Source organism: Enterococcus raffinosus, from assembly GCF_001886185.1.
GTDB lineage: Bacteria > Bacillota > Bacilli > Lactobacillales > Enterococcaceae > Enterococcus_A > Enterococcus_A raffinosus.
Genome location: NZ_JXLA01000006.1, coordinates 34,799 through 61,493, shown reverse-complemented (window position 1 = coordinate 61,493; position 26,695 = coordinate 34,799). Strand labels below are relative to the sequence as shown.

The window sequence follows — 26,695 nt, the reverse complement described above, 5'->3', positions numbered from 1 at the left end:
GAAACATTATAGGAGAAAAAGAAGAACACTGGAAATAATATGTCTTGTCTCAAGGATTTTTTTACTTTTTTCTGAAGATTCTCCCTTTACTTTTATGATAAATTCCACTCGGTATAAAAAACTTCTAAAAAATTTTCCATAAATTTTTTTCTTCGTTCTGCTTCTAATTTTCCAGCTTTTGTATTCATCGTTTCTGGTAATTTGAAAAGCTTCTCATAAAAATGATTAATTACCGTACTTTTTTTACGATACTCCTGTTTACTCTTGAACTCTTGCGGTAATATAGCCGGATCATATAATGGGCTATCAGTATGCCCCCCATAATAAGCCGTTCGTAAAATACCGATCGCTCCTAAGGCATCAATACGATCCGCGTCCTGAACGATCTGTCCGGCTACAGTCAAATCAGCTTTTCCTTCTTCGATCTCCTTCGAGAAAGACATATTTTCAATGATTTCAAAAATTTCTTGAATCTCTTTTGTAGAGAAATCAAGTTCTTTTAAAAACTTTTTAAGGTTCCTTTTTTCCAACCCAACGTCAGCGACGACTTTATCATCGATAATATCATGAAGATAGCTCGCTGCTTCAATAATCAAAGTATCAGATATACCTTCTTGTTCAGCCAGTTGATTGGCTATTTTGGCCACGCGCTCCACATGATAAAAATCATGTCCGCTATGGTCGCCCCCAAGTTTTTCTATCGAATAATGGCGAATTTCTTCTACTTTATTCTTCTGCATCTAATCTCGGCTTTCTGGGTGGACGTTCGCCCCAATATTGAAATAGATCTGTTCGTAACGCCCCATTATATAATTTTCTTTTTTTGGTTGCTTTAGCGCCATAGAACTCTTCAAAGGCCAGATCACTTGTAAGAATATATTTGCTCCAGGTTTTTAGCGGACGAAAGACATCTCCCATCTCTCGATAAAGTTCACGTACCTGTTCTTCCTCTCCTAGACGCTCGCCGTATGGTGGATTTGCTACAATTACACCGTAGTCTTTTTCGGTCTTAAAGTCTTTGACAGCCTGTTGCTTAAATTGGATCGAATCCCCTAAACCAATTTCTTCTGCATTTGCTCGAGCAATTTCGATCATGCGACCATTGATATCTGATCCAGCAATATCCAATTCGATATCATAGTCAGCAGCATTATCAGCCGCTGCCCGTACTTTTTCAAATACAGAGGAATCAAACCAATCCCACGCCTCGCATGCAAAATCACGATTGAAGCCAGGAGCGATATTGTGTCCAATCAAGGCAGCTTCGATACACAATGTTCCAGAACCACAAACAGGATCATAAAAAGGACGATCTTTACGCCAATTTGTCAGCATCACTAATGCTGCAGCCATATTTTCTTTCAGTGGCGCGCCACCCTTTTCTAACCGATAGCCGCGTTTAAACAAACTTGGTCCAGTAGTATCTAAAGTCAGGACAACATGATCCTTTAATAAAGCTACCTCTAATTGGAACAATGCCCCTGTTTCAGGTAATGGTACACGAGCTGGACGATGATAGACCTCACGCAAACGCTCCACGATAGCTTTTTTAGTGATCGATTGGCAGTCAGGGACGCTGTACAGCTTCGATTTTATTGAGCGTCCCGCAACTGGGAATTCTGCATCCAACGGTAAATAGTCTTCCCACGGAATTGCCTTTACTTTTTCAAATAATTCATCAAATGTAAAAGCATCAAATTCATCGACAATAATTTTTACACGATCCGCTGTTCGTAACCATAAATTAGCAGTAGCGATTGTCTCCAAGTCTCCTTTAAATCGTGCCCGTCCATTTTCCACTTGACACTCGATGCCAAGTCCTCTTAATTCTTTGCCCACTAGAGCCTCTATACCAGCGGCAGCTGTGGCAATTAAATTGTATTGTTTTTCCATAATATCTCCTTTGAACCTCTTCTTAGTTATCATTTATTGTTTTTGTTATCTATGAGGGGCAATCTTGAATTTTCCAATAAAAAAACCTTCACAACAAAGTTGGAAGGCACACCCTGAATTGCTGCAATTTTCTGTAAGCCATGTTTTGTACGGCGATCCACTCAGGGAAGCGTGATCGTCGTGGTAATCATCTATCTCCGACATTAATGTCGTCTCTTTCATCGTTCATTTCCTTAGAAAAAGCGCCCCTACCATTGTTTGGGTTGCTCGCTCGAGGGGTTTACCGCGTTCCACCATTTTGATTTCTCAAAATGCTTCGTCACTGTGGCACTTTCAAGAATACTCAGGCATAGATTCCTCCTTAGCCTTTTTTTCTGCCGTTACTTCAAAAGAAGTACCTTAGCTTATGGTTTCGCTAAGCACGAACACTACAGACATCTCAGTCTGTGCGAGCATGGACTTTCCTCAGCCTGCGCAAAGCAAACCGCGATCACCCAAAAATTGCATCATTCAAATTTAAAATTGACGAGTTTTTTCAATGTCGCTCTCATCTTGAGTATAATTTTGACCAAAGTCCGAAGATGTTTGTGCAGAGGCTTGTTGGTCAAGCTTCTTACCAAATACTTCTCTTTCAAGATTCGATAAACGTTTCAAGATGTCAAAGTTTGTTACCGCTGAACTCTTAGGCGCAGCTTCTTTTACACGTGAAGGTGCTGGCTGAGCTTTTGACAGTTGTTCAACTTTTGCTTTCAACCGATCGTTTTCTTCTCTCAACGTTAATAATTCTTTGTTATAAGCTTCATAATCTTTAATTACATTGTCCAAAAATTCATCAACTTCGATAGGATCGTAGCCGCGCATTTTTGTTTTAAATTCTTGCTCCAAAATATCGTTAGGAGTATAGATTACATTCGCCATTTTTCCACCTCATTAGCTCTAATCTTAATTTACTTTCCTATACATTCTAGCTGATATACCAAAGGAAATCAAACACTATCCCCAAAGTATGAGGAATTTTCTAAATCATCCATCGTGATCGTAAGTAAATCATAAGAATTTCTCTCCTGAAATTTCTCTACATCCTTTAGAAAAAATTTGGTTTTACCAGGATACTCTGTATCATAAACGATAAGCGCTGCGTCCGTGTGCTGAAGCAGAAAGTTTACATGATTTTTAAATTGTATTGGATTTTGATACGGGTGATGACTGACAGAATCAACGAAATCAGCCGTTTGTACCAGCTCATTCAAAAATAATTGATTGTGTTCTTTCCAGTTACTTCCGAATCCTTCAAAGGGAAAAATAATAGCTAATTTTATCTGAGGATAGTCCTTTTTGAGTTCATTGACGATTTGCCCTGTCCAAATCTCTGTGCCAAGACTGCCGCTAATCATCACCCATTCCAGACCATTTTCAATTAACGCAATCAGTTCTCGTTTTAAAACATTCTTAATGACTTGTACCTTTGGATCTTTCTCATTGAATATTCCCAATTCATAGCTTTGATATCCTGTTACGTATAATCGCTCTATTGTTTCATTCATTGCATTTTCCTTACTTTCACTTAAAAATAAAATATCTTTCGAAAAAATTTGCTATAATAGCTAGCAGGAGTGTGATAAAAATGACCTTTCATTACCCTAACGGTCAGTTGTTTTCACAAAAAAATCCACGAGAACGTACATTAAAAAAGGAGACGACGTTTGCGAATCGCGGGATGCGCTTTGAAGAAGCAATTAATCAAAGCAACGAATACTACTTAACTCATAATAAGGCAGTTGTCCATAAAAAGCCAACGCCGCTTCAGATTGTTAAGGTCGACTATCCCAAACGAAGTGCAGCAGTCATTAAAGAGGCCTATTTTAGACAGCCTTCTACTACTGATTACAATGGCGTTTATCGCGGATACTATCTAGATTTTGAAGCGAAGGAAACGAAAAACAAAACCTCATTTCCGCTGAAAAATTTCCATCAGCATCAAATCACTCACATGCAGCAATGCATAAAGCAAGAGGCGATTTGTTTTGTTTTGCTATGGTTTTCAAGCTTGAATCGTTGCTTTTTTCTTTCTGCTCAAGAACTGGTAAACTATTGGAACGAGCAAGAGAACGGCAAAAAATCAATACCACTTACAGTAATAGAAACAGTTGGTATCGAGATCACACCGCAAATTGCCCCAAGAATCCCTTACTTGGCAGCGGTGGAACAATATCTTGAAAAAAGGAGTTAATCAAATGGCTAATCCCTCACGTTCGCAAAAGAAAATGCGAACTGCACAAGGAAAAAAACCTGCATCAAAGAAGACAAAAAATCGCCATATTGGGTTGAAAATCGCGATTGCAATTGTGGGGTTACTTTGTGTAGCTTTACTAACGGGCATCGGCGTCTTCTTCTTCTACGTGAAAGATGCGCCAACTTTAAGCGAAAAGAAATTGGACGCAACAGTATCTTCAAAACTATATGACAAGGATGGCAATATTTTTGAGGATTTAGGTGCTGAGAAACGCGAAAAAGTCAGCGCCACTAAAATACCGCAGGAATTAGATGATGCGATTGTTTCGGTGGAAGACCGACGCTTCTTTAAACACAACGGCGTTGATCCAGTTCGAATCATGGGTTCGTTATTCCACAATATTACGAATAAAGGCGGACTTCAAGGCGGTAGTACATTGACGCAACAGCTTGTAAAGCTTTCGTTCTTCTCAACAAAAGCTTCAGATCAAACACTAAGGCGAAAAGCACAAGAAGCCTGGTTAGCAATACAGCTTGAGAAAAAACACTCGAAACAAGAAATACTTACTTACTATATTAATAAAGTCTATATGGCAAATGGCCTCTACGGGATGGAAACTGCTGCTGAAACCTATTTCGGAAAAGAACTACAGCATTTAACTATCGCTCAGACCGCCTTGTTAGCCGGCATGCCGCAAGCACCCAATTCATATGATCCTTATAAACATCCTGAAGCGGCGAAAGATCGACGAGATACAGTGCTTTACACAATGTTGAATAATAAGAAGATTACTCAAGACGAATATGATAAAGCAACAAAAGAACCGATTGATCAAGGTTTACTACCACTGGAATCTGACAATCAGGAACGAAAAGTTGCCGATAATTATGTCAAAGAAGTTATTGCTCAAGTAGAAGATAAAACAGGGAAGAACGTTTACACCGACGGTTTAGATATTTACACGAATTTAGATACGGATGCTCAAAATCGACTTTACTCGATCGTAAATGGTGATGAATATGTTCAATACCCGGATGAAGAGTTACAAATTGCCGCCACACTCGTTGATAGTAAAACTGGAAATGTGACTGCTCAAATTGGTGGTCGCAATATCGCAGACGATGTCTACTTGGGGATGAACCGAGCAGTAAATACCAATCGTGATTTTGGTTCGACAGTTAAACCAATTACCGATTACGGTCCACTTTTTGAATACAAACAACAATCAACTGGGACGCTAATCAAAGACGAACCTTACTATTATGAAGGAACTAAAACGGAAGTTAAAAACTGGGATTTGACGTACCAAGGAACAATCTCCTTAAGACGAGCTCTATATGATTCACGTAATGTTCCTGCTGTAAAAGTCTTTAATGAAGTTGGAGCAGATAATGTTGCGAAGTTTCTTAAAAAATTAGGTATTCAGTACAAAGAAATTCAGCAAGCTAACGCCATATCAAGTAATACTGAAACGCAGGATGGTACCAAATATGGTATCTCTACTGAAAAAATGGCTGCTGCCTACGCGGCCTTTGCTAATGGCGGGACTTACAACGAACCGCTTTATATTAACAAGATTAAATATCAAGATGGTTCTGAACAAACATTTGAAAATGAAGGTAAAAAAGCCATGGAACCTTATACGGCCTATATGATTACTGACATTTTGAAAGATGTGATTACTAAGGGAACTGGATACAAGGCTCAAATTCCGAACTTGTTTCAAGCCGGGAAAACTGGGACTTCGAACTATACAGATGATGAACTAGCCAAAATCCCTCATTCTGGATCAATTTCTCCAGATGTAATGTTTACTGGCTATACGCCTCATTATTCATTATCTATTTGGGCCGGCTATGATAACAGAATGACACCAATCACCACTCAATCCGAAGGTATCGCTCAAGATGTTTATCGCGAAATGATGAGCTATGCCTCAGAAAATGTTTCAAATGAAGATTGGGTCATGCCAAATGATGTTTTAAGAATTGGAAATGAACTTTATGTAAAAGGAGCGTCTTCCGTTCCAGTACAACCTAGCTATTCTGTCCAAGGCTCTTATTACAATAACAGCAGCTATTCCAGCGAAACGACTACTCAAAGCAGTAGTGTTGAATCTGAAACCAGTGCATCGGAGTCATCAACAGTGGTTCCACCAGCAAGCAGTAGTGAAGCACCACCAAGTTCTGCACCTGATCCTACACCAACACCGTCTTCGTCTGCTGAACAGCAACCATCACAGCCGTCATCAAGTGCTAATCAGCCTGACCCGGCACAGGCACAACGAAATTTACAGCCTAGTTCTGGTAATTAAAAAAAAGCCACTCGAATTATTTTCGAGTGGCTTTTAATCTCTCTTTCCCATCTTGGCACATATCTAATAACGGACAAATTTCGCATTTAGGTGCGCGTGCGGTGCAGTGATAACGTCCGAAGAAAATGAGTGTGTGATGGCTTTTAACCCATAAGTCTTTTGGTATTTTCCGCATTAACGTGGCTTCTACTTCCGTTACAGAAGCACTTAATTTACAAATCCGTAAACGTTTAGTTACTCGTTCTACATGGGTATCCACAGCTATGGCAGGTACACCGAACGCATCCCCGAGCACTACATTGGCGGTCTTACGGCCAACGCCAGGCAACTTAATTAACTCTTCGCGAGAATTAGGGACAACGCCGCCGTAATTATCTAACAGCATCTGTGCACAGGCCTTAATATTTTTTGCCTTGTTCCGATACAAACCAATTGTTCTAATCTTTGCAATAATCTCTTCAATAGGTGCTTGAGCCAAAGCTTCAGGTGTTGGATAGGCCGCAAATAGTGCCGGTGTCGCTTTGTTCACAGAAACATCTGTTGCCTGCGCACTTAAAATGACTGCAATTAATAATTGAAAAGGTGATTCAGAGTGGAGCTCTCCCACCGCATCGGGAAACATTTCATACATTCTTGACATAGCTTCCATTGTTTTCTCTTTGCTAAGCATCTGGATCTTTCCCTTCTAACCAGTTATACAAAGACACTTTAGGAAGTTCTTCAGAATGATTCTGTTCTTCCTTTTGAAGTAAAATTTGTTTTCTTCGGCGCTGTTCCTCTTCAACCTGCACTTTTGATCGAATATTTTTTTTCTCCCAACTTTGTAAGACTGTTTCGATATATTTAAAATTATACGCCTGATTTAAAACAGCTTCTTGTAATGCCAACTCAATCAATGAAGGCGAGTAATGATCCTCATTCAACCAATAGCCAATTTTTTGGTATTCAATGGGTGACAATGGGCGGCCAAACTCCTGCTCGAAAGAACGCAGCATTTTCTTTTGTGCGGCCAAATCATTCTTCTCCTCCGCTTCAAAACGCTCTTGTTCTTTTAGTATGTTTAATTTTTCATATGCTGGCATCAAATTATAACGATCACTTTGCTTTCCAGATTCGTCCAAAGCTGTTTCAAGGGTGACAAACTCTTTTTCAACCAAGCTATTTAACACACCATAAATTTTTTCAATGGTATCACCCATATTTTTAGCGATTATTGTTAAATTCGGAAAATCTTCTCCTGCTTGATGTGCAGCATGAAGCTGAAGCCAGAGCATAAATTCGTTTGTATCTAAACCGAGTTTTGTATAATTTTTTAAGAGCAGATTTGAGACGGTCGTTTCTCCTCCTGCTAAATAATCCTCTAATGAAATCATTTTAAATCCTCCGTTCCCATTTTAGTTTACACTAAAAAAAAAAGAAGTCCAATCCTGGAAAACGAATTATAAAGAAACAAAAAAACAGGAAGGTTTCCCTCCCTGTTATGGTTTATTCTGCTTCTGCTAAGGCTGCTTGAGCTAAGATATTTAAGTAGTTCCATGGGCGATCGAAGTGGGGTTGGAAGAAGAAATCTTGTAATGCTAGGTCTTCCAAGGTCATGCCATTTTGGATAGCTACTGACAATGTATTGGCTGATTGCGTAATATCATATTTAGAAAGGAACTGTGCACCTAAAATTTTGTTTGTTCCCTTTTCAGAGACAATCTCCATTAAGACTTTTTCAGTCGTCGGCATAAATTCTGGACGATAGTTGTCTTCGATAACAGTCACATTTGCATCAATTCCATTCAATGCAGCACCTTCTTTTGTCAATCCAGTTGAACCAATCGTCCAACCAAATAGATATAGTCCAGATGTTCCTTGTGTTCCACGATATTTCATTTTTTGTTCAACTAGATTTTGTCCAACTAGCATCCCTTGACGCACAGCGTTTGTTGCTAATGGGATATATTGTTCTTGTCCTGTTGGATTGTAATGAACAACCGTAGAGTCTCCAGCAGAGAAAATATCAGGATTGCTTGATTGCATGTATTCGTTCACTTTGATTGCGCCGCTTGGCAGCATATCAACCTTATCCTTCAATAAATCTGTATTTGGTCTGAAGCCGACACATAAAATGACCATATCTGCATCAAACTCTTGACTTGCTGTCACTACTCTTGTCACCGCACCAGATTCGTCGGCAACAAATTCATTGACGTTTTCACCCAAAGCTAATGTTACACCGCGATCCACTAATTCTTTTTCTAAAAGATTTGTGAAGGGTTCGTCCAAGTATTTGTTCAAAATTCTAGATAGACCATCAATCAAGGTTACTTGTTTACCGGATTCAGCAAAAGCCTCGACTAATTCAATTCCGATATAGCCTCCACCTACTACTACTACTTTTTTAGCATCCTTTGCTTGCTCAATGATGACATTTGCCTGGTTGTAGTTTTTACATAGCAATACATTTTTGGATTCAATTCCTTTGATTGGCGGAATAATTGGCCAAGAACCTGTTGTTACTACTAATTTATCATAATCTACTATTTTTTCTTCGTTTATTTTTAAATCCTTAGCTGTTACTTTTTTCGCATCTGTATCAATATTTGTTACATCGTGTTCCATGTTCACTTTTGCACCTAGGGAGGTTAATTCTTCAGGATTTGAGTAAAACAATCCTGCTGGATCCTTCACTACTCCTCCGACATATAAAGCGATTCCACAAGATAAGAAAGAAATGTTATCGTTCCGCTCAAATACAGTAACCTCTGCATCTGGGTGGTTTGCTAAAATATTTTTAACGGCTGCAGTGCCGGCATGTGTACATCCTACTACTACTACTTTCATCATTGTCCCTCTTTCATTTGATAATTTTTTGTTTGCAATCTTTTGCACAAGGACAGTATAACAGAATTCAAATTCTGTCTAAATAAATTTGCTCACGAATAAACATTTTTATCTTCCTAAGAGAAATTATGTAAGCGTAGTTAGTAAAAAATGCTTTAGAAGCCAGTCAGATAAAGCAAAAAAAGCTGAACAGAATTTCTGTTCAGCTTTTTCATTTTGAATGAAAAACATGATTATAGTTCGTTAAATGTGTTTACAACATTTTCAACAGTGAAACCAAACTGTTCTAGTACGTAATCACCAGGTGCAGAGGCTCCAAAATGATCGATTCCGATCATTTTACCTTCTGAGCCAATGTAACGTTCCCAGCCAAATGGTGAAGCAGCTTCAATTGCTACGCGTTTTGTTACTGCTTTTGGTAAAACGGATTCCTTGTACGCTTCATCTTGTGCTTCGAATAGATCAAAGCTTGGAAGAGAAACTACAGAAACATCTTTCCCTTGAGCCTTTAATTCTTTTTGTGCTTGAACAGCTAGATCTACTTCAGAGCCCGTTGCGATCAAAATACCATCCGGTGTGTTTGATTCAGCTTTAGATATGACATAGCCACCTTTAGCGACTCCATCTTTAGCCATTTCTTTGCTGTTTGGCAAGACTGGTAAGTTTTGACGACTTAAAACTAAGATAGTAGGCTTATTTTTTGTTTCTAATGCTTGAATCCAGGCTGCAGAAGTTTCATTACCATCAGCAGGACGAATGACTTGGACATTTGGCATACAACGAACACTAGCCAATTGTTCGATTGGCTCATGTGTTGGGCCATCCTCCCCAACAGCAACAGAATCATGAGTCAATACATAAATAACTGGTAATCCTTGAATCGCCGACATTCTAACAGCAGGGCGAAGGTAGTCGGTAAAGACGAAGAATGTTCCGCCGTATACACGTGTACCACCATGTAAATGAATACCGTTCATAGCACTTGCCATTGCAAATTCACGAACACCAAACCAAATATTGCGACCTTCATAAGATCCAGGTTGGAATTCAGCTTCATCAGCAATCGTCGTGTTGTTTGAACCAGATAGGTCAGCTGATCCACCCCAAATGTTTGGAACTGCTTTTGCAATTGCCTGAATAGCATCTTTACTTGATACGCGACTCGCTTGAGCTGTACCTTCCTCGTAAACTGGTAAAGCTTTTTCCCAGTTTTCTGGTAAATCGCCTGCAAAGGCCATTTTAAATTGTTTGGCTAACTCAGGATGAGCTTTTTCGTAATTTTCGAACATCGCATCCCATTCTGCTTCTGATTTCGCGCCCTTATCGTTGATTTGCTCTTTGAAACGTTTGGCAACATCTTCAGGAACAGTAAAGTCAGGATATTCCCAGCCATAAACAGTTTTTGCCACGTCAATTCCTTCTTGACCGAGAGGAGCTCCGTGGACTGCAGAAGTCCCTTCTTTAGGTGAACCAAAACCAATGACTGTTTTAATTTCGATTAATGTAGGTTTTTCAGTTTCAGCTTTTGCTTCGTCAATTGCTTTTGAGATGGCTTCTAAATCATTGCCGTCTTTTACTAAGATATGTTGCCAACCATAAGCTTCGTAGCGTGCACCAACATTTTCAGTGAATGCCTTTGAAGTAGGTCCATCCAAAGAAATATCATTTGAATCGTATAAAACGATTAATTTGCCAAGCTTCATGTGACCTGCCATTGAACTTGCTTCGCCGGAAACGCCTTCCATTAAGTCCCCATCGCCACATAGTGCGTAGGTGTAGTGATCCACAACGTTAAAGCTGTCACGGTTGTATGTCGCAGCCAAGTGTGCTTCAGCCATTGCCATTCCGACAGAAGTTGAGATACCTTGACCTAAAGGACCTGAAGTTGCTTCAACCCCATCAGTATGATGAAATTCTGGGTGTCCTGGTGTTTTACTTTCCCATTGACGGAAATTTTTCAAATCATCAATCGTTACTTGATAGCCTGCAAGGTGTAACAAGCTGTACAGCATTGCAGAACCATGACCTGCCGATAAAATAAAACGGTCGCGGTTTGGCCAGTTTAATGAAGTCGCTGGATTAACATTCAAATGTTTAGTCCATAAAGCATAGGCCATCGGTGCCGCACCCATTGGTAACCCTGGATGACCTGAGTTTGCTTTTTGGATTGCCTCAATACTTAACGTTCTGATTGTGTTTACACCTAGTTGATCGATATTGTCGAACAAATTACTTCCTCCTTTTTGGTCATAAATACTTTAATTACAGATTCATTGTAACCGATTTATTTTGACTTTTCAATCACTTAACAACAAAAGATTTACTTTCTGTTGTGCAATCCTTTTTTCTTTTGAATCTCTTTTAATTTCTCGGGGGTTACATCGTTTCCCTCTGGATCAACAACCTTCATCCCTTCGATATGATGTCGCATGCCGCTACGAAATGAAGAAATGTATTCTTCGCGAAGAACCTTCTGTTCATGTGCCTCTGCATCAGTTAAGCCCACTGTTTTCTTTTTCTTAGCTAATTCGTTGATCCGTGCAATTGTTTCATCGTTAATCATCTTAAGCACCTCTTTTCCCTCTTTAATTATACATAAAAAAAAATAAGTTGAAAGCACAAACAAATGCGAACGCTTGTTTGATTTGTTGCAGTAACTATGCTACACTAAAAAAAACGAAAGAAGGTGCGGGCATTGGCAAAACGAACGGAAACAAAACAACTAGAAGTTTTACGTTTCATTCATGAACGCGTTGAAGATAAAGGTTACCCACCCACTGTTAGAGAAATTGGAGAAGCTGTGAATCTTTCATCTACATCTACTGTTCATGGCCATTTATCCAGATTAGAAAAAAAGGGTTGGATTCAACGAGACCCAACAAAACCAAGAGCAATCGAATTAACCATTACAGGATTAGAGAAAATCGGAGCGACACCTCAGGTTATTCCAATGCTGGGGGTCGTTACTGCAGGTGAACCTATATTAGCTGTTGAAGAAGCATCAGATTTCTTCCCGGTTCCTCCGGATCTATCTAGCGAAGAAGGCAGCTTGTTTATGCTGACAATTCGCGGTGAAAGTATGATCAACGCTGGAATTTATGATGGGGATCATGTAATTGTCAGAAAGCAATCGACAGCGACAAATGGTGAGATCGTGATAGCGATGACTGACGAGAATGAAGCGACCTGTAAAAGATTCTATCGGGAATCGGATCATATCCGTTTACAACCTGAAAATGATGAATTAGCGCCATTAATTTTTGACAATGTATCCATACTTGGAAAAGTCGTTGGCTTGTACCGCAATCATATTTATTAATCGGAATTCACTTCCGATTATTTTTTTCTTTACAAATCGAACAAACATTCGTATAATGAATATACAAACACACGTTCGCGTATTTATTAGGAGTGATTATTGATGAAAGCAGTAAGAAGATTTGGTTTGATTATCGCTGTATTGTTACTAGGATTATTGATTGGTAAGTTAGGTTCTTTAGCTACGATCGTCATTTTTTCTGGTTTGTTCCTCGTTTGGTTTATGTTATGGGATGAGCGCAAATATGCACAACACTATGCTGAACGTTACTCTGATGAAGAAGATACTGAAGAAGACATTTATTATAAAGAACCTGCTGAAGATTTTTATTATGTGACTTATGACCATCATTATCATAAGTCTGCTTAACTTACTATACGAGCTGCTAGAGAAATCTAACAGCTTTTTTGTTGGTAAAACACAGTTCATTTGGTTTATAGAACTATTAAAAGAAGTGGGTATGACAAGATGTTTGTCATACCCACTTCTTCCAAAAATAGGTTATTAGTAGTCCATTAAGGTTAAAATATCGTATCCTTTAATTTTATCTCGTCCATGCAACTCTTCCAACTCGATCAAGAAAGCACAACCAACAACAATCCCCCCAAGTTTTTCAACTAATTCGATTGTCGCCTTAATTGTACCGCCAGTAGCTAATAAGTCATCTGTAATTAAAACACGCTGACCAGGTTTGATCGCATCACTATGGATTGTTAAGGTATCGGTGCCATACTCTTTCTCATATTCGACTTCAATTACTTCACGAGGCAATTTTCCTGGTTTACGGACAGGAGCAAAACCTAAGCCTAATTCAAAAGCAACTGGACATCCCACGATAAATCCACGTGCCTCTGGACCCACGACCATATCGATTTGTTTTTCTTTTGCATAGTTAACAATTTGTTTAGTAGCTTCACGGTACGCTTCACCATCAGCCATTAATGGCGAAATGTCGCGGAAAATGATTCCTTCTTTTGGATAATCTGGAATACTGGCAATATAATCTTTCAAATTCATTTTGGTTGTTCCTCCTAGCTTTTCAGCCAATTTCTAATTGTTTGAATATCATTCATCAGTAAAAATTCTTCACTATCAATACGAGAGATACGACTTTGATAAATCTCACTCTCTTCAAATGCACGTGTCTGTGGAGACTCGACCATTTGTAAAACGCCGTCGTCTATTGTAACAAATTTCAACTCAGAAAACACGTGAATCATGAATACTAATAATTTTTCGGGAATTCTTAAATAATTCGAAACAAATTTCAATTTAAATCGAATGTCTACACGTGGCTGCTTCATAAAGAATTTATATAGTTTAGTAAATTGATCACGAGTAGGCAAGCCATTCAAATACGCATCATCTGGACTATATAAATAAAGATAGATTCGTTCAAAATTTCCGGTAGTTAAAATTTTTTTTAATAGTTCCTTATAGTCAGGACAATCTAACACAACTAGTTGATCATAATTTGACCATTCGATTGCTGGATTATATAAAGTAATCGACTCCTGTAATTCTTTGGAGAAAAATTTCTGACTAGTTGATTGGAAGGCCAAATACAGAACTCGACCGTTTTCTATTCTTTCATTCCAGGTATATTTTGCTCGACGATCAATCACTTGAAGTCCTTCAGAAGCAAAATCAATCAAACGAAGCTGTACTTTCTTCTTACCATTCCATTCATTGATCTCTAAGTCACCGATAAAGCGTGTATCTGGTTGTTGAATTTCTTCACTATCCTTGCCAAAACCAAATCCGATAGCATCTAATTGACTCTCTTCATTCTTCAATGAAAATTTGACGTGCTGTTGTTCACTGCCGATTTGCTTAAAAGAATCTACATGCCCCTCCACTAAAAAATTAGGCGCTGGATTATCTGTTCCGAAAGGAGCTAGTTTCTTCAATTCTTCAACAAATTTCAGATTGATTTCTGATAATGCTAAAGACTTATCAATCAACAACGCAGACCCCTTGGTCAAATCGATTTTCTGTGCAGCGATGTAATCATTCATCATTTTTCTTAAGGTATCTATATTTTCTGATGGCATAGTTAATCCCACTGCAGCAGCGTGACCGCCAAAATGAGTGAATTCAGAACGCATCGTGTTTAACATGCTGAATAGATCCAACGCATCAATACTTCTACCAGAACCTTTTGCTACACCGTTTTCATCGATAGACAGAACAATTGTCGGACATCCCGTTTGCTTTAGAATGTTTCCGGCAACGATTCCTAAAACACCTGGATTCCATCCCTCTTTTGCAATTAAATGGACAGCATCACCAGGATTGACTAAGGCGATAGCCTCAGCAGTAGTTTCTTGGACTATCGTTTTACGATCTTCGTTGATTTTATTTAATTTTTCAGCTAAGTTTTGAGCGACTTCATCATCAAAGGTAGTCATCAACTCTACTGCTGGATTTGGGTCTCCTAATCGACCGATCGCATTTAATCGTGGGCCCAAACTGAAACCAATACTCGTTTCATCAACTTTTTGTAAATCAACTGAACTGACTTTTAATAATTCTAGTAAACCTAAACGTTGTGTTTGCTTGATTGCCTGCAGTCCTAATTTTACTAAATTCCGATTTTCTCCAGTCATTGAAACTAAATCGGCGACAGTACCTATGGTAACTAAATCCAGCATTTCTAAAGGAACTTCTTCTAATAGAGCCGTAGCTAACTTGAAGGCAACGCCTGCTCCAGCTAGTTCACCAAAGGGATAACTACCTTCTGGATGACGAGGATGGATAATACAATAAGCATCTGGTAAAACTGGCGGCATCTCATGATGATCCGTAACAATTACGTCAACCCCTTGAGAATTAGCAAATTCAATAGCTTCGTTTCCAGCCACTCCATTATCGACAGTGACAATTAACTTGACACCTTCATTGATTTTTTCAGCAAAAAGCTCTTTGTTCGGACCATAACCATGAATAAAACGATTCGGCAAAACATATTGAACGTTTGCGCCAATCATTTCTAAGGTTTCTAACATGATCGAAGTGCTGGTGATTCCGTCTGCATCATAATCACCATATATTAAAATAGGCTGTCCTTCCATAATCGCAATCTGAATCCGATCAACGGCCTTATCCATATCATGCATTAAAAAAGGATCGTGTAGATCATCGATATTTGCCTTCATCAACTGCTTGAACGCTTCTAACGTATGTATATCTCGATTCCATAATAGTTCAGCAAATGTCTCACTGTATCCTTGATTCGCTAGTTCCGCTTTAAAAGTTGAATCAATTGAACTAGATTCTCTGAACTGCCAATCGAAGCTTGATTTTTTCACTGTATCACTTCCCAACCGTATCAGTATAGCAAAAAAAAATCAGACAAGAAAGAGAAGAAGACCTTAGTTTCGCAACTAAAGTCTTCTTTCCTAATCATAGTAATCAATTGGTGGATTGTTTTTTTTGTCTGGCTGTCCATTCTCCATTGCTGCTAATGCTTGATCTTTATCTTTCAGTAAGCTTTCATAGTTAGCCTTTAGCACAGCTATCTCATTTTCTTTTTCTCGCTGATAAGCCGCTTTTTCTTCTTCTAATTTTTGTTCATTGTTCGTTTCATAGCCCTTAATTGTTTCTTTAAGCTGTTTGATTTCCTTGCGCTGTTGAAATAAGGTAGCACCAGAAGTTAATAGAACAACCAAAGCTCCAATCAAAGCAGAGCCGATAATGACTAAAACTAATGATAAATAGATTTTTTTAATCAAGAAATTAACCGGAACTTCCTGACTATTAGAAAGGGCAAAAATCACAATCAGCAAAACTAAAATAAATCCTAGTAGTACTTTCCATTGTTTTTTCATATGCCTTCCTACTTCCTATTAAATAATCCACCCTCTAAAAAATCCCCAATTTGCGGGAACATCCCATAAAAGCGACTTGCTCCTTCCATTATAAGTGGACGATTGATTTCACGAGTCGGTTTCCCCATTTTGTTGACGATTGTCTTTGCCAGCTTATGCGGGTCTAGGACAATTCCACCTAGGTTTTCTAAATAACTTCCGCTTGGATCTGCTTTATCAAAAAATTCTGTGGCGATTGGCCCAGGGTTGATTGTTGTGACAAAAACGTTTGCCGGACGCAATTCTAAACGTAAAGCATTAGAAAAGCCAAGAACCGCAAATTTCGTTGCCGAGTAAACCGTTGATTTAGGAGTCGCCATCTTCCCAGCCATTGATGCGACATTAAAAATGTGTCCTTGTCTATTATTCACCATGGCGATCGCAATTTTTTGAGTAAAGTACATCATACCTAAAACATTGACATTAAACATATTTTTCGCTATCTCTAAGTCAAAATCTACGAAGTTTTCGAACATACCAAAACCGGCGTTGTTCACTAAAACATCCACTTCACCGACTTCATCTGAGATTTTTTCAATCACTGATTCTACACTATCTGGATCTGAGATATCTAATTGAAAGGCATATGCAGCCTTACCGCTTAATTCACTACAATGTTCCTTTACTTGGCCAATTAAGTTAATCCGACGTGCACAAGTAACGACGATTGCACCACGTTTTGCTGCTTCGTAACAAATCTGTTCGCCTAAACCGGCTGAGCCACCGGTCACAACGACAACTTTATCTGTTAAATCCATGAGTTAACCTTCTTTCTTTATAATTTGGGTAAAAATTTTAAAAGCTATGAAAATGGAATATCAATGATGTCGAAATCTCGCGCAAGCTGCGTATTGGGAAAAATCTCCTGTGCTTCGGCTTCCAATTCCTTTGCTTCCTTCGCAAGATACCTTGCAGAAATATGCGTCAACATAAGTTTTCTTGCCTTTGCTTCTTTCGCAATTGATGCTGCCTGCTGCGTTGTTGAATGGAAATACGCACGTGCCAGTTTTGCTTCATTTTTATTAAAGGTGCTCTCGTGAACAACCACATCACTGTTTTTCGCAAATTCGCTAGATCTAGCTGTAAACCGAGTATCACCAAAAATAGTGACCACTCGTCCGTGTTTACTTTCACCAACAAAATCTTTTCCGTTTATCGTCCGGCCATCTGCTAGTGTGACGGTTTGGCCTTGTTTCAATTTTCCGTATATTGGACCAGCAGGAATGCCTAATTCAGCAAGTTTGTCTACTTGAAGCATGCCTTCGTGATCCGCTTCTGTTACACGAAAACCAAAGCTTTCAATTCCATGATCCAGTAACATGCACTCCACGGTAAATTGCTTATCTTTGAAAATTACGCCCTCTTTCAACTCGACAAATTCTAACGGATAAGCCAGATGAGTCTTTGTTACCTGTAAGGATGTACGCACATAATTTTCTAAACCAGCAGGACCGTATATAATAATCGGTTCCTCGCCACCTTGGAAGGAGCGACTACTCAATAATCCAGGCAAACCAAAAATATGGTCCCCATGTAAATGAGAAATAAAGATTTTTTCTATTTTTCGAGGTTTAATGTTTGTTCGTAAAATTTGCATTTGAGTTCCTTCGCCGCAGTCAAATAACCAAATGGCATTTCGCTCATCTAGCAATTTCAATGCAAGACTGCTGACATTTCGATGTTTCGCAGGCACACCTGCGCCTGTTCCTAAAAATTCTAGTTCCATATTTCTCCTGACTTTCTATCAAACTATTATTATTCTAGAAGAAAGTCTAGCTTTCCGCAATCTAAATAGGAAAAAACTCATTCGAACCGATTAATTTTCAGAATTATCTTCCTTCTCAGCCTTTTCTTTTGATGCTTTCGCCATTTCTTGAGTCTTTTTCACTTCTGCTTCAACTTCTTCGTATTCCAAACGTGTGATCTCGCCGCCTAATTCCATCATAATTAATTGATTTAAAGGGCGATTATCTTCTTCCTCAGCGATTAACAATAAGGCGGTATCACCTTCACCAATTTTATCTATCAAAAATTCAAATACTCCCGTAGCTTCTCGAACTTCTTTCGCGTCTTGAGTAGCTCCGATCATTCCGCCGGTAAACCAGCCGAGCAAAATACCGATGGGGCCGCCAAGTATTCCAACCATCATACCGATCAACCCACCCGTTGAACTTTTGTTGCTGCCAGTAAAGTCTAAAAAGTCTTCAATTTCAAATTTGTGTTCACCGTCATCTGAATGATGGACTACTGCCATTTGTTCGCCTTTAAAAGACTTGTTCATATGAAGACGTTTAGCCTTAGAAAACGCCTCGTACGCTTTGGACTCTACATCAAAATTCATAATGATTACTCGTTTTTCCATTTAAAATCGCTCCCTTATTCTTTTGACTTTAGTTTAGCAATAAATAAAGGTTTTGGAAAACAGAACGAGTTTCATCCGCATAATTTAATTATGTAAACAACGTTACTTCAATAAGCTTATTAGTTGAACAATTGGTTCTTACCTAGAAAATCATTGGTTAACGATAGAAAAAAACAAGTACCCTCTTTTGGAAACAAAGGAGGATACCTGTTTTCATTCACTGCAAAACTAATTTCCAGTTTTAATTTCTTCCATAATACGATCATCAACTACATAGTGATCAAAGAATACTTTGGATAATTGATATCCTTCGCCCCAATTTGTACGAATAACATCGTATTCTACACCATCAATTTTCAGTTTATTCCGTAAATGTTTAATTATAGTAGATAGACGTGTCATGTGACTTGCTGAATCACTATCACCCCAAATTTTAACAGCTAAATCATTTCGGCTAATTGGAGCCTCTTTAGTAGAGATTAAAGTACTTAACATCTCACGTTCTGAACGAGTCAAATTCCATAATGGGATTGGACGTTTTTCCTTTTCGCTTTCTTCTTTTTGAGTTCTCATTCCAAAACCAATTGAATAAACAGATTCTTTTAACGTTTTCTCAGCAAGTTTCTCTCTTAACCCGCTAAGTGTTTCGTCTTCAAGTAACCACTCATCAACGCCTTGTGATTCCCATTCTGATTTCTCCTCTTTTTGAGGCATCCGATCAGTTTCACGGATAATCGTGAACTTCTCGCCAACTTCTTCAAGAATGACAGTTAGTTCCTGATCAGAAATTGTTTCACTAACGATTAATACATCAAAAAAGTTCATTACTTCTAATGGCACTTGTTTTGCTTGGAGCATCGTTAGTAATTTAGCTGAACTTAAAACTTCAATGTTTAATCGTTGTAGTTTTTCAACTAAAGGTCTCTCAACTAAGATATTGTGCGTTAAAATTAATACTTGCATCACATTATTCCCCTTTTTTATTATTAAAAATAAGTTTCCGACAAATTGCGTAAGGAAAGTTTTATTAATTAACAATATAATTATTACTTCTTACACTGTTAGTTTACACTGCCATTCACTCGAGCGCTACCGAAAAGCTTATATTTCACCACTCACAATTAGAATTATTGATAAAATTTTTGGGTTAAAAAAACTTTTCCTAGATAAAATAATTCAATTATCATTTTTAAACAACACTTTTTTCAATCATTCATAAAAATTTAGAACATATAACATTCGTATTTTTTAAGGGCTTTATTAACAAAATAAATTGATAACGCAAGATGAGTATCGTTTTCATCCCTGTATACCTAACTTTCATTTTCTGTTTAATATGATTCATGAAAAATTCAATCAAATTTTTTAACTATTTTCAAATTGAGATAGTGTTAAAATAGTTCATAAAATGTTTGTGAAAAAATATAGATAAATAACAGTAAAAATAACACTGATTTATTATCAAGAATTTCGAATTTTGTTTTTTAACTTGTCAAAATTCTTCAATCAAAAATTTCTCTTAAAAATAAATTAATATTTTAGCAAACCTTTCTCCCGGATTTTCGAAAAACACGTCAATTATCGATAATTAAAACACTTTCATTTTATTTTCAGCACACAAAAAAGTACTGCAAAATGACTTGCAGCACTTTTATAAGTTATTAGTATTTTTTCTGAATACTTAGTCAACAAACTCAAATTCAAATTTATCTATGCGCACAAGATCTCCATCCTTAGCTCCACGAGCACGTAGAGCTTCGTCTACTCCCATGGAACGAAGTTGGCGAGCAAAACGCATAACAGTTTCATCATGATCAAAGTTCGTCATTTTGAAGAGTTTTTCTAATTTCTCTCCGCTTAATACCCAAGTTGCATCTGGTTCGCGAGTAATAGTAAACTCTGGTTCATTGGATTGGAATCCATAATTTACAGTATCTTCTTCAACTTCTTCATCATATAATAAGAATTCTGGTGTAACTTCTAATAAATCAGCCGTCGCATTCAGTAAATTGTCTAATCCCTGTTTTGTAATGGCTGAGATAGCAAAAACTGGAATATCTTCCGCGAATTCATCTTCCTTATCTTTCTTAAGCTGTTCCTTGAACTCTTTCAGATTATCTTCTGCGTTTGGCATGTCCATTTTATTCGCAACAATAATTTGAGGACGTTCCAATAAACGTAAGTTGTGTGTGCTTAATTCCTTATTGATTGCTTGATAATCTTCATAAGGATCTCTGCCTTCCATTCCACTCATATCAATGACGTGTAAAATGACGCGCGTACGTTCAATATGACGTAAAAATTGTGTGCCCAAACCAACTCCTTGCGACGCACCCTCAATCAAACCTGGCAAGTCAGCTGCCGCAAAACTGCGACCATCACTAGTTGTGACCATTCCTAAATTTGGAACCAAGGTAGTGAAATGATAAGCACCAATTTTAGGGCGTGCTGAAGAAATTACTGAAAGAATTGTTGACTTTCCAACAGATGGAAAACCAACTAATCCGACATCCGCTAAAACCTTCAATTCTAATTCTATATTTCGCTCTTGTCCGGGTTCACCGTTTTCGGCTAACTCAGGCGCAGGGTTCCGAGGGGAGGCAAAACGAGTATTTCCTCTTCCTCCTCTTCCACCGTGTGCAACAATCAACTCTTGACCGTTTTCAATTAAATCGCCGATCAAAGCTCCTGTGTCGGCGTCGCGAACAGTAGTCCCCGGCGGCACACTCACATAAGTATCTTCTGCACCTCGTCCGTGCATTCCTTTACTCATTCCATTTTCACCTGGAGTTGCTCTGAAATGGCGGTTATAACGGAAATCCATTAATGTACGCAATCCTTCATCGACGACTAAAATGACATCGCCGCCTCGTCCGCCATCCCCGCCTGCAGGGCCGCCATCTGGAACATATTTTTCTCGACGAAAGGCGACCATCCCATCCCCGCCTTTACCGGCTTTGACATCAATGGTTACTTGATCTAAAAACATGGACATTTGGTGTCCTCCTTATCTCTATATATTATTGACTACTGAATCTCCACACTAAACAAAGTCTTGTATATTGTAGCTAGATTGAACGAAAAAGTCCATTCTTATTGATAGAAGCTTAAAAAAATTATTGAATTCTCGCGTTTTTTTGCTTCCAAGTATTATCTTTTGACAAAAATTTTGATGCGTTGCACAATAAAAAATGTAAGGCGTCAAGCTTTGCTTGATATAAAAAGGAGGAACTTTTGGTTATGACAGTAAAAGTAGGTATTAATGGATTTGGACGTATTGGTCGTTTGGCTTTCCGTCGAATCAAAGAAGTGTCTGACGATATTGAAGTAGTAGCAATCAACGATTTAACAAGTCCTACAATGTTGGCACAATTATTACAATTTGATTCAACACATGGCACATACCCTGGAACAGTTACTGCAACAGAAGATTCAATCGTTGTTGACGGCGAAAAAACTCGTGTATATGCTGAACCAGATGCAAGCAAAATCCCTTGGGTAAAAGAAAACGGTGTTGACATCGTACTAGAATGTACTGGTTTCTATACATCTGAAGAAAAAGCACAAGCTCACTTAGATGCTGGTGTAAAACGCGTCGTTATTTCAGCTCCTGCTGGACAAATGAAAACAATCGTTTATAACGTAAATGATGATACTCTAGATTCAAATGATAAAATTATTTCTGCTGGTTCTTGTACAACAAACTGTTTAGCACCTATGGCTTATTTCTTAAATGAAGAATTTGGGATTGAAGTTGGTACAATGACAACTGTTCACGCATACACATCTACTCAAATGTTACTTGATGGACCAGTTAAAGGCGGAAATCTACGTGCTGCACGTTCTGCTGCAGACAACACTATTCCTCATTCAACTGGCGCTGCTAAAGCAATCGGCTTGGTAATTCCAGAATTGAATGGAAAATTACAAGGTCATGCTCAACGTGTTCCTGTTGTTGATGGTTCATTGACTGAATTGGTTTCTGTACTTAAAACTAAAGTAAATGCAGACCAAGTAAACGAAGCAATTAAAAAACACACCGTTGATAACCCATCATTTGGTTATGATGATCGTGAAATCGTTTCTGGTGATGTTATCGGTACAACTCAAGGTTCAATCTTTGACCCAACTCAAACTGAAGTAACTTCAGCGGGCGACTACCAATTGGTTAAAACAGTTGCTTGGTATGACAACGAATATGGTTTTACTTGCCAAATGATTCGCTTATTAGAAAAATTTGCTAACTTATAAAAGTTTGCTCAATTTTTAGGAGATCTTTTAGATCTCCTTTTTTTATTGCCCTTATTTAATAAAATTTTTGAAGCAAAAGTCACTGATTTTTCATAGGAAGTGAGTTAAAAGTTTGTTATCATAAGAATGATAATAAGTTCAAAAGGAGAATACTATGCAATTCAAAAAATTAATGATTGGTGCAACTCTTGCTTTATCAATCGGCTTATTCGCTGCTTGCGGAAGCGATAACTCTACGAAAGATACACAGGAAAGTGCCGCAAAAACTACTGAAACTAGTGTAGATTTAAACAAACTGGAGCTACCTCAGCTAAATGACAAAGTAACTGATGATGAGTATTTGGTGGAGCTTGTAACCACTGAAGGAAATGTTAAAATCAAGCTTTTCCCTAAGCAAGCGCCAAAAGCGGTAGAAAATTTCGTGAAGCATGCAAAGGATGGCTACTATAAGGATACTCCCTTCCATCGTGTGATTAAAGACTTCATGATTCAAGGTGGCGATCCTAAAGGGGATGGCACCGGTGGAGAAAGTATTTGGAAAAAAGGATTCAAGACAGAAGATTCAAAACAGCTTTATAATATTCGTGGTGCACTTTCCATGGCACGTGCAGAATCTCGAAACAGCAATGGGAGCCAATTCTTCATTGTAACCAATAATGAAGATGTTAGTGATGGCTTAGCGATTCAATATTATCCAGAAAAAATCATTGAGCAATACAAAAAGGGCGGCGCCCCTCAATTAGATGGTGAGTATACAGTCTTTGGTCAAGTAACTGAAGGCATGGACGTTGTTGATAAAATCGCAAATGGTGAGGTCAAAGATAGTGATTCTGGTGAGAAATCTACACCAGTGAACCCTGTCAAAGTAACAGAAGTAAAAGTTTTGCAAGAACCTAAAAAATAGTAGTAGCAAAAGAACCAAAAACTCTTCATTTAGAGCTTTTGGTTCTTTCTTTGTAATTTCTATTTTTTCTGTTCCTTATCTCCCACAATAAAAGTGAATTCACATTCAGTTACCACTTTATCCTCCACTGTTGCCCATGCTTTAGCAGTGCCTACTGGTCCCTTCACTTTTTGAATATCAAAGTTCAAAAATAGCGTGTCTCCTGGTCGAACAAATTCTAAAAATTTTGCATTGTTGATACCGCCAATGTAGGCAGTTTTCCCCTCAAAAGCCGCTGATTTTAAAATTAGCAAGGATCCTGCTTGAGCTAGCGCTTCAACAATCAAAGTTCCTGGCATTATTGGCTCCCCTGGAAAATATCCCTGGAAAAAGTCTTCATTCATCGTCAAATTTTTAACGGCGGTGATATGTTTTTCATCCTCGAACTCTGTAACAGCATCTAAATAATAAATGGGAAAGCGATTTGGAATCGCAGCCATTATTTCTTCGACAGTCATAATTTTCTCCATTTTGCACCTCTATGAATATTTTATTTGATTATCAAACTATCATATTCTTACAGTTTAATCAAGGTCTATGCAATTATTCAAAAAAATAGTTTGACAATCAAAGCTTTTTCCAACATAATGAGAGCATATTATTTTTTATATTATTTAGGAGTGTGTCATTTAATGTCTATTTTATCTGGAAAGAAAATAATCGTAACAGGCGTAGCCAATAAAAAAAGTATTGCTTGGGGATGTGCAAAAGCTATCGCCGATCAAGGCGCAGAAATCATCTACACATATCAAAATGATCGCATGAAGAAAAATTTAGTGAAGTTAGTTGGTGAAGATGCCAACATGTTTGAGCTTGATGTAGCTAGCGATGAAAAGATCGAAGCTGCCTTTGATTCTATCAAAGAAAAATTTGGTTCAATTGATGGATTGGTGCACTCTATCGCCTTCGCTAACAAAGAAGAATTATCTGGAAATGTAACTGAGATTACTCGTGACGGCTTCCAGTTAGCACAAGATATCAGTGCATACTCTTTACTAGCGGTTTCAAAATATGCGGCGCCTTTAATGACTGACGGCGGCAGCATCGTGACTATGACTTACATGGGATCTGAACGTTCTATTCCTAATTACAATATGATGGGAATTGCAAAAGCTGCTCTAGAAGCCGAAGTTCGTTATTTAGCGACTGAGCTAGCACCTAAAAACATTCGTGTCAATGCGATATCTGCTGGAGCCATCAAAACTTTAGCAGTAACAGGTGTAAAGGACTATCAATCGCTTTTGAATTTATCTGAAGAACGCACGCCCGATAAAATTGCGGTAACCATTGAAGAAGTTGGAAATTCTTGTGCTTTCTTACTTAGCCCATTAGCTACAGGTATTATCGGTGATGTTATCTACGTTGACAAAGGGGTTCATCTAAGCTAATAGCTTGCGACTCATTGTTTTTGAAAACTGATAATTCTATTCCATGACTTAACAAAAAGCTGCCCATTATGCATAATGGACAGCTTTTTTGTTAGGTTAAAATATTTCCAATATTCCCATCAACATCGCAAAAAAGAGACGCTTTACTGGGGATTTAATCGTACTTCTTAAGTAATGAATGTGCGCCAGACAATACCATAGAATAAAAAATAGGAAAACCAACACCCCTAAAACAACCCAAACAATATTCATTCTTTCTCCTTCAGAAAACTAAACTTCAAAAATCCACCCTTCTGGTGCTTCTACATCTCCAAACTGTATACCAACAAGTTCGTCATATAATTTCTTCGTCACAGGTCCTGTTTCCTTCTCACTATAGAACACATGGAAATCATCGCCATTTTGAATTCCGGCTATTGGTGCGATTATTGCCGCAGTACCACAGGCACCTGCTTCAGTAAATTTGTCCAATTCATCTAAACGAACGTCTCCTTCGATAGCCTCTAATCCAAAACGTTCCTTAGCTAAATGTAACAACGAATATTTGGTAATACTTGGTAAGATTGATGGTGATTTTGGTGTAATAAATTCATTATCACGAGTAATTCCAAAAAAGTTCGCCGATCCGACTTCCTCTATCTTAGTGTGCGTCGCAGGATCAAGATAAATACAGTCAGAAAAATTGCGATCATGAGCGATTTGACCAGGTAGTAGACTTGCCGCATAATTGCCGCCGACTTTAGCCGCCCCTGTACCAAATGGTGCCGCACGATCATATTCCGATACAATAAAGTTACTTGGTGTCAGCCCACCTTTAAAGTAAGGTCCTACTGGCATACAAAATACCCCAAATAAATACTCTGGAGCTGGGACGATCCCAATATTTGGGCCTACTCCAATCAAATATGGACGAAGATACAATGTTGCACCAGTTCCATATGGAGGAACGTATTCTTCATTGGCGCGTACAACCTGCTTAACTGCATCGATGAATTTATCTTCTGGAACAGCGGGCATTTGCAGACGCTCCGCACTCTTATTCAACCGCTTTGAATTTTCGTCTGGACGGAACAAATTGATTTTTCCATCTTTGCGCCGATAAGCCTTTAATCCTTCAAAACATTCTTGTCCGTAATGGAGACATGTCGATCCTTCATTAATGGTGATCGTATTATCCTCAGTTAATACGCCCTCATCCCATTGACCATTTTTCCAACGAGAAATATAGCGGAAAGGTGTTTTAATATAATCAAACCCCAATTCTTCCCATTTTACATTCACCATTCTATCATCC

26 protein-coding genes and 1 other RNA gene are annotated in these 26,695 nt (G+C 38.3%); 7 read left to right on the top strand and 20 right to left on the bottom strand.

The features are described from left to right. Positions 1 to 92: 92 nt before the first annotated feature. The 5 genes from RV13_RS04525 to RV13_RS04505 form a co-directional block, all read right to left on the bottom strand. Positions 93 to 740, bottom strand: a complete 648-nt coding sequence (locus RV13_RS04525; protein ID WP_010744802.1) for an HD domain-containing protein — start codon at positions 738 to 740, stop codon at positions 93 to 95. Next, entirely contained in the window at positions 727 to 1,893 is a 1,167-nt protein-coding gene (locus RV13_RS04520) for a THUMP domain-containing class I SAM-dependent RNA methyltransferase (RefSeq protein ID WP_010744801.1), read from the bottom strand. Before RV13_RS04520 ends, RV13_RS04525 begins: the two co-directional genes overlap by 14 nt. 129 nt (positions 1,894 to 2,022) lie before the next feature. Then, an RNA gene (rnpB, locus tag RV13_RS04515) (RNase P RNA component class B) lies at positions 2,023 to 2,395 on the bottom strand. Between the two features lie 14 nt (positions 2,396 to 2,409). Beyond that, the gene (gene gpsB / locus RV13_RS04510; protein WP_010744800.1) at positions 2,410 to 2,811 is read right to left on the bottom strand and encodes a cell division regulator GpsB; all 402 of its coding nucleotides are present in this window, start codon (positions 2,809 to 2,811) and stop codon (positions 2,410 to 2,412) included. Positions 2,812 to 2,879: 68 nt separating this feature from the next. Continuing rightward, positions 2,880 to 3,437, bottom strand: coding sequence for an SLOG family protein (locus RV13_RS04505; RefSeq protein ID WP_010744799.1), 558 nt, complete (start codon positions 3,435 to 3,437; stop codon positions 2,880 to 2,882). A gap of 80 nt (positions 3,438 to 3,517) precedes the next feature. Here RV13_RS04505 and recU point away from each other — a divergent pair, with 80 nt between their 5' ends. Together recU and RV13_RS04495 are read left to right on the top strand one after the other, a co-directional pair. Next, a complete protein-coding gene (recU, locus tag RV13_RS04500) occupies positions 3,518 to 4,123 on the top strand; it encodes a Holliday junction resolvase RecU (protein ID WP_010744798.1) in 606 nt (201 codons plus the stop codon). A 4-nt stretch (positions 4,124 to 4,127) separates the two neighbouring features. Beyond that, complete coding sequence (locus tag RV13_RS04495; RefSeq protein WP_010744797.1) at positions 4,128 to 6,440, top strand: PBP1A family penicillin-binding protein; 2,313 nt, start codon at positions 4,128 to 4,130, stop codon at positions 6,438 to 6,440. A gap of 16 nt (positions 6,441 to 6,456) precedes the next feature. Here the strand turns inward: RV13_RS04495 and nth are convergent, their stop codons facing one another. From nth to RV13_RS04470, 5 genes are all read right to left on the bottom strand, one after another. Beyond that, complete coding sequence (nth, locus tag RV13_RS04490; protein WP_010744796.1) at positions 6,457 to 7,110, bottom strand: endonuclease III; 654 nt, start codon at positions 7,108 to 7,110, stop codon at positions 6,457 to 6,459. Further along, positions 7,103 to 7,813: a DnaD domain protein gene (locus tag RV13_RS04485; protein WP_010744795.1), complete on the bottom strand. Its 711-nt coding sequence runs from the start codon at positions 7,811 to 7,813 to the stop codon at positions 7,103 to 7,105. The genes nth and RV13_RS04485 overlap by 8 nt, the downstream gene beginning before the upstream one ends. 112 nt (positions 7,814 to 7,925) lie before the next feature. Beyond that, on the bottom strand, positions 7,926 to 9,269 hold the full coding sequence (locus RV13_RS04480; protein WP_010744794.1) for an FAD-dependent oxidoreductase: 1,344 nt from the start codon (positions 9,267 to 9,269) through the stop codon (positions 7,926 to 7,928). Between the two features lie 233 nt (positions 9,270 to 9,502). Continuing rightward, positions 9,503 to 11,497, bottom strand: coding sequence for a transketolase (gene tkt / locus RV13_RS04475; protein ID WP_010744793.1), 1,995 nt, complete (start codon positions 11,495 to 11,497; stop codon positions 9,503 to 9,505). Between the two features lie 92 nt (positions 11,498 to 11,589). After that, positions 11,590 to 11,832, bottom strand: coding sequence for a DUF896 family protein (locus RV13_RS04470; RefSeq protein ID WP_010744792.1), 243 nt, complete (start codon positions 11,830 to 11,832; stop codon positions 11,590 to 11,592). A 132-nt stretch (positions 11,833 to 11,964) separates the two neighbouring features. Between RV13_RS04470 and lexA the strand changes: the two genes are divergently transcribed. Together lexA and RV13_RS04460 are read left to right on the top strand one after the other, a co-directional pair. Beyond that, positions 11,965 to 12,588: a transcriptional repressor LexA gene (gene lexA / locus RV13_RS04465; protein ID WP_010744791.1), complete on the top strand. Its 624-nt coding sequence runs from the start codon at positions 11,965 to 11,967 to the stop codon at positions 12,586 to 12,588. 102 nt (positions 12,589 to 12,690) lie between these two features. Continuing rightward, positions 12,691 to 12,957, top strand: a complete 267-nt coding sequence (locus RV13_RS04460) for a hypothetical protein (RefSeq protein WP_010744790.1) — start codon at positions 12,691 to 12,693, stop codon at positions 12,955 to 12,957. A 135-nt stretch (positions 12,958 to 13,092) separates the two neighbouring features. Here RV13_RS04460 and RV13_RS04455 read toward each other — a convergent pair whose 3' ends face one another. The 8 genes from RV13_RS04455 to obgE form a co-directional block, all read right to left on the bottom strand. Then, entirely contained in the window at positions 13,093 to 13,605 is a 513-nt protein-coding gene (locus RV13_RS04455; RefSeq protein ID WP_010744789.1) for an adenine phosphoribosyltransferase, read from the bottom strand. A gap of 14 nt (positions 13,606 to 13,619) precedes the next feature. Further along, entirely contained in the window at positions 13,620 to 15,899 is a 2,280-nt protein-coding gene (recJ, locus tag RV13_RS04450; protein ID WP_010744788.1) for a single-stranded-DNA-specific exonuclease RecJ, read from the bottom strand. 90 nt (positions 15,900 to 15,989) lie between these two features. Continuing rightward, the gene (locus RV13_RS04445; RefSeq protein WP_010744787.1) at positions 15,990 to 16,418 is read right to left on the bottom strand and encodes a LapA family protein; all 429 of its coding nucleotides are present in this window, start codon (positions 16,416 to 16,418) and stop codon (positions 15,990 to 15,992) included. An 8-nt stretch (positions 16,419 to 16,426) separates the two neighbouring features. Further along, complete coding sequence (locus RV13_RS04440; protein WP_060789286.1) at positions 16,427 to 17,215, bottom strand: SDR family NAD(P)-dependent oxidoreductase; 789 nt, start codon at positions 17,213 to 17,215, stop codon at positions 16,427 to 16,429. A gap of 44 nt (positions 17,216 to 17,259) precedes the next feature. Continuing rightward, entirely contained in the window at positions 17,260 to 18,183 is a 924-nt protein-coding gene (gene rnz / locus RV13_RS04435) for a ribonuclease Z (RefSeq protein WP_010744785.1), read from the bottom strand. Between the two features lie 90 nt (positions 18,184 to 18,273). Beyond that, positions 18,274 to 18,819 carry a DUF456 domain-containing protein gene (locus RV13_RS04430; RefSeq protein WP_010744784.1) on the bottom strand — a complete coding sequence of 182 codons (546 nt, stop codon included), beginning with the start codon at positions 18,817 to 18,819 and terminating at the stop codon, positions 18,274 to 18,276. 228 nt (positions 18,820 to 19,047) lie between these two features. Continuing rightward, positions 19,048 to 19,782, bottom strand: coding sequence for a winged helix-turn-helix domain-containing protein (locus RV13_RS04425; protein ID WP_010744783.1), 735 nt, complete (start codon positions 19,780 to 19,782; stop codon positions 19,048 to 19,050). Between the two features lie 718 nt (positions 19,783 to 20,500). Then, entirely contained in the window at positions 20,501 to 21,814 is a 1,314-nt protein-coding gene (gene obgE, locus RV13_RS04420) for a GTPase ObgE (protein ID WP_010744782.1), read from the bottom strand. A gap of 245 nt (positions 21,815 to 22,059) precedes the next feature. Between obgE and gap the strand changes: the two genes are divergently transcribed. Together gap and RV13_RS04410 are read left to right on the top strand one after the other, a co-directional pair. After that, positions 22,060 to 23,070, top strand: coding sequence for a type I glyceraldehyde-3-phosphate dehydrogenase (gene gap / locus RV13_RS04415; protein ID WP_010744781.1), 1,011 nt, complete (start codon positions 22,060 to 22,062; stop codon positions 23,068 to 23,070). Positions 23,071 to 23,224: 154 nt separating this feature from the next. Beyond that, entirely contained in the window at positions 23,225 to 23,974 is a 750-nt protein-coding gene (locus tag RV13_RS04410) for a peptidylprolyl isomerase (protein ID WP_010744780.1), read from the top strand. Between the two features lie 59 nt (positions 23,975 to 24,033). Here the strand turns inward: RV13_RS04410 and fabZ are convergent, their stop codons facing one another. Next, positions 24,034 to 24,483, bottom strand: coding sequence for a 3-hydroxyacyl-ACP dehydratase FabZ (gene fabZ, locus RV13_RS04405; protein ID WP_010744779.1), 450 nt, complete (start codon positions 24,481 to 24,483; stop codon positions 24,034 to 24,036). A 162-nt stretch (positions 24,484 to 24,645) separates the two neighbouring features. Between fabZ and fabI the strand changes: the two genes are divergently transcribed. Beyond that, positions 24,646 to 25,401 carry an enoyl-ACP reductase FabI gene (gene fabI / locus RV13_RS04400; protein ID WP_010744778.1) on the top strand — a complete coding sequence of 252 codons (756 nt, stop codon included), beginning with the start codon at positions 24,646 to 24,648 and terminating at the stop codon, positions 25,399 to 25,401. Positions 25,402 to 25,671: 270 nt separating this feature from the next. On the opposite strand, the gene RV13_RS04395 is transcribed toward fabI, so the two are convergent. Next, on the bottom strand, positions 25,672 to 26,685 hold the full coding sequence (locus RV13_RS04395) for a branched-chain amino acid aminotransferase (RefSeq protein ID WP_010744776.1): 1,014 nt from the start codon (positions 26,683 to 26,685) through the stop codon (positions 25,672 to 25,674). Positions 26,686 to 26,695 lie beyond the last annotated feature (10 nt).

Excerpts from the sequence above, each read along its gene's own strand:
- RV13_RS04525 (WP_010744802.1), bottom strand. The coding sequence starts at position 740 with ATGCAGAAGAATAAAGTAGAAGAAATTCGCCATTATTCGATAGAAAAA.
- RV13_RS04520 (WP_010744801.1), bottom strand. The coding sequence starts at position 1,893 with ATGGAAAAACAATACAATTTAATTGCCACAGCTGCCGCTGGTATAGAG.
- gpsB (WP_010744800.1), bottom strand. The coding sequence starts at position 2,811 with ATGGCGAATGTAATCTATACTCCTAACGATATTTTGGAGCAAGAATTT.
- RV13_RS04505 (WP_010744799.1), bottom strand. The coding sequence starts at position 3,437 with ATGAATGAAACAATAGAGCGATTATACGTAACAGGATATCAAAGCTAT.
- recU (WP_010744798.1), top strand. The coding sequence starts at position 3,518 with ATGACCTTTCATTACCCTAACGGTCAGTTGTTTTCACAAAAAAATCCA.
- RV13_RS04495 (WP_010744797.1), top strand. The coding sequence starts at position 4,128 with ATGGCTAATCCCTCACGTTCGCAAAAGAAAATGCGAACTGCACAAGGA.
- nth (WP_010744796.1), bottom strand. The coding sequence starts at position 7,110 with ATGCTTAGCAAAGAGAAAACAATGGAAGCTATGTCAAGAATGTATGAA.
- RV13_RS04485 (WP_010744795.1), bottom strand. The coding sequence starts at position 7,813 with ATGATTTCATTAGAGGATTATTTAGCAGGAGGAGAAACGACCGTCTCA.
- RV13_RS04480 (WP_010744794.1), bottom strand. The coding sequence starts at position 9,269 with ATGAAAGTAGTAGTAGTAGGATGTACACATGCCGGCACTGCAGCCGTT.
- RV13_RS04470 (WP_010744792.1), bottom strand. The coding sequence starts at position 11,832 with ATGATTAACGATGAAACAATTGCACGGATCAACGAATTAGCTAAGAAA.
- RV13_RS04460 (WP_010744790.1), top strand. The coding sequence starts at position 12,691 with ATGAAAGCAGTAAGAAGATTTGGTTTGATTATCGCTGTATTGTTACTA.
- RV13_RS04455 (WP_010744789.1), bottom strand. The coding sequence starts at position 13,605 with ATGAATTTGAAAGATTATATTGCCAGTATTCCAGATTATCCAAAAGAA.
- RV13_RS04445 (WP_010744787.1), bottom strand. The coding sequence starts at position 16,418 with ATGAAAAAACAATGGAAAGTACTACTAGGATTTATTTTAGTTTTGCTG.
- RV13_RS04440 (WP_060789286.1), bottom strand. The coding sequence starts at position 17,215 with ATGGATTTAACAGATAAAGTTGTCGTTGTGACCGGTGGCTCAGCCGGT.
- rnz (WP_010744785.1), bottom strand. The coding sequence starts at position 18,183 with ATGGAACTAGAATTTTTAGGAACAGGCGCAGGTGTGCCTGCGAAACAT.
- RV13_RS04430 (WP_010744784.1), bottom strand. The coding sequence starts at position 18,819 with ATGGAAAAACGAGTAATCATTATGAATTTTGATGTAGAGTCCAAAGCG.
- RV13_RS04425 (WP_010744783.1), bottom strand. The coding sequence starts at position 19,782 with ATGCAAGTATTAATTTTAACGCACAATATCTTAGTTGAGAGACCTTTA.
- obgE (WP_010744782.1), bottom strand. The coding sequence starts at position 21,814 with ATGTCCATGTTTTTAGATCAAGTAACCATTGATGTCAAAGCCGGTAAA.
- gap (WP_010744781.1), top strand. The coding sequence starts at position 22,060 with ATGACAGTAAAAGTAGGTATTAATGGATTTGGACGTATTGGTCGTTTG.
- RV13_RS04410 (WP_010744780.1), top strand. The coding sequence starts at position 23,225 with ATGCAATTCAAAAAATTAATGATTGGTGCAACTCTTGCTTTATCAATC.
- fabZ (WP_010744779.1), bottom strand. The coding sequence starts at position 24,483 with ATGGAGAAAATTATGACTGTCGAAGAAATAATGGCTGCGATTCCAAAT.
- fabI (WP_010744778.1), top strand. The coding sequence starts at position 24,646 with ATGTCTATTTTATCTGGAAAGAAAATAATCGTAACAGGCGTAGCCAAT.
- RV13_RS04395 (WP_010744776.1), bottom strand. The coding sequence starts at position 26,685 with ATGGTGAATGTAAAATGGGAAGAATTGGGGTTTGATTATATTAAAACA.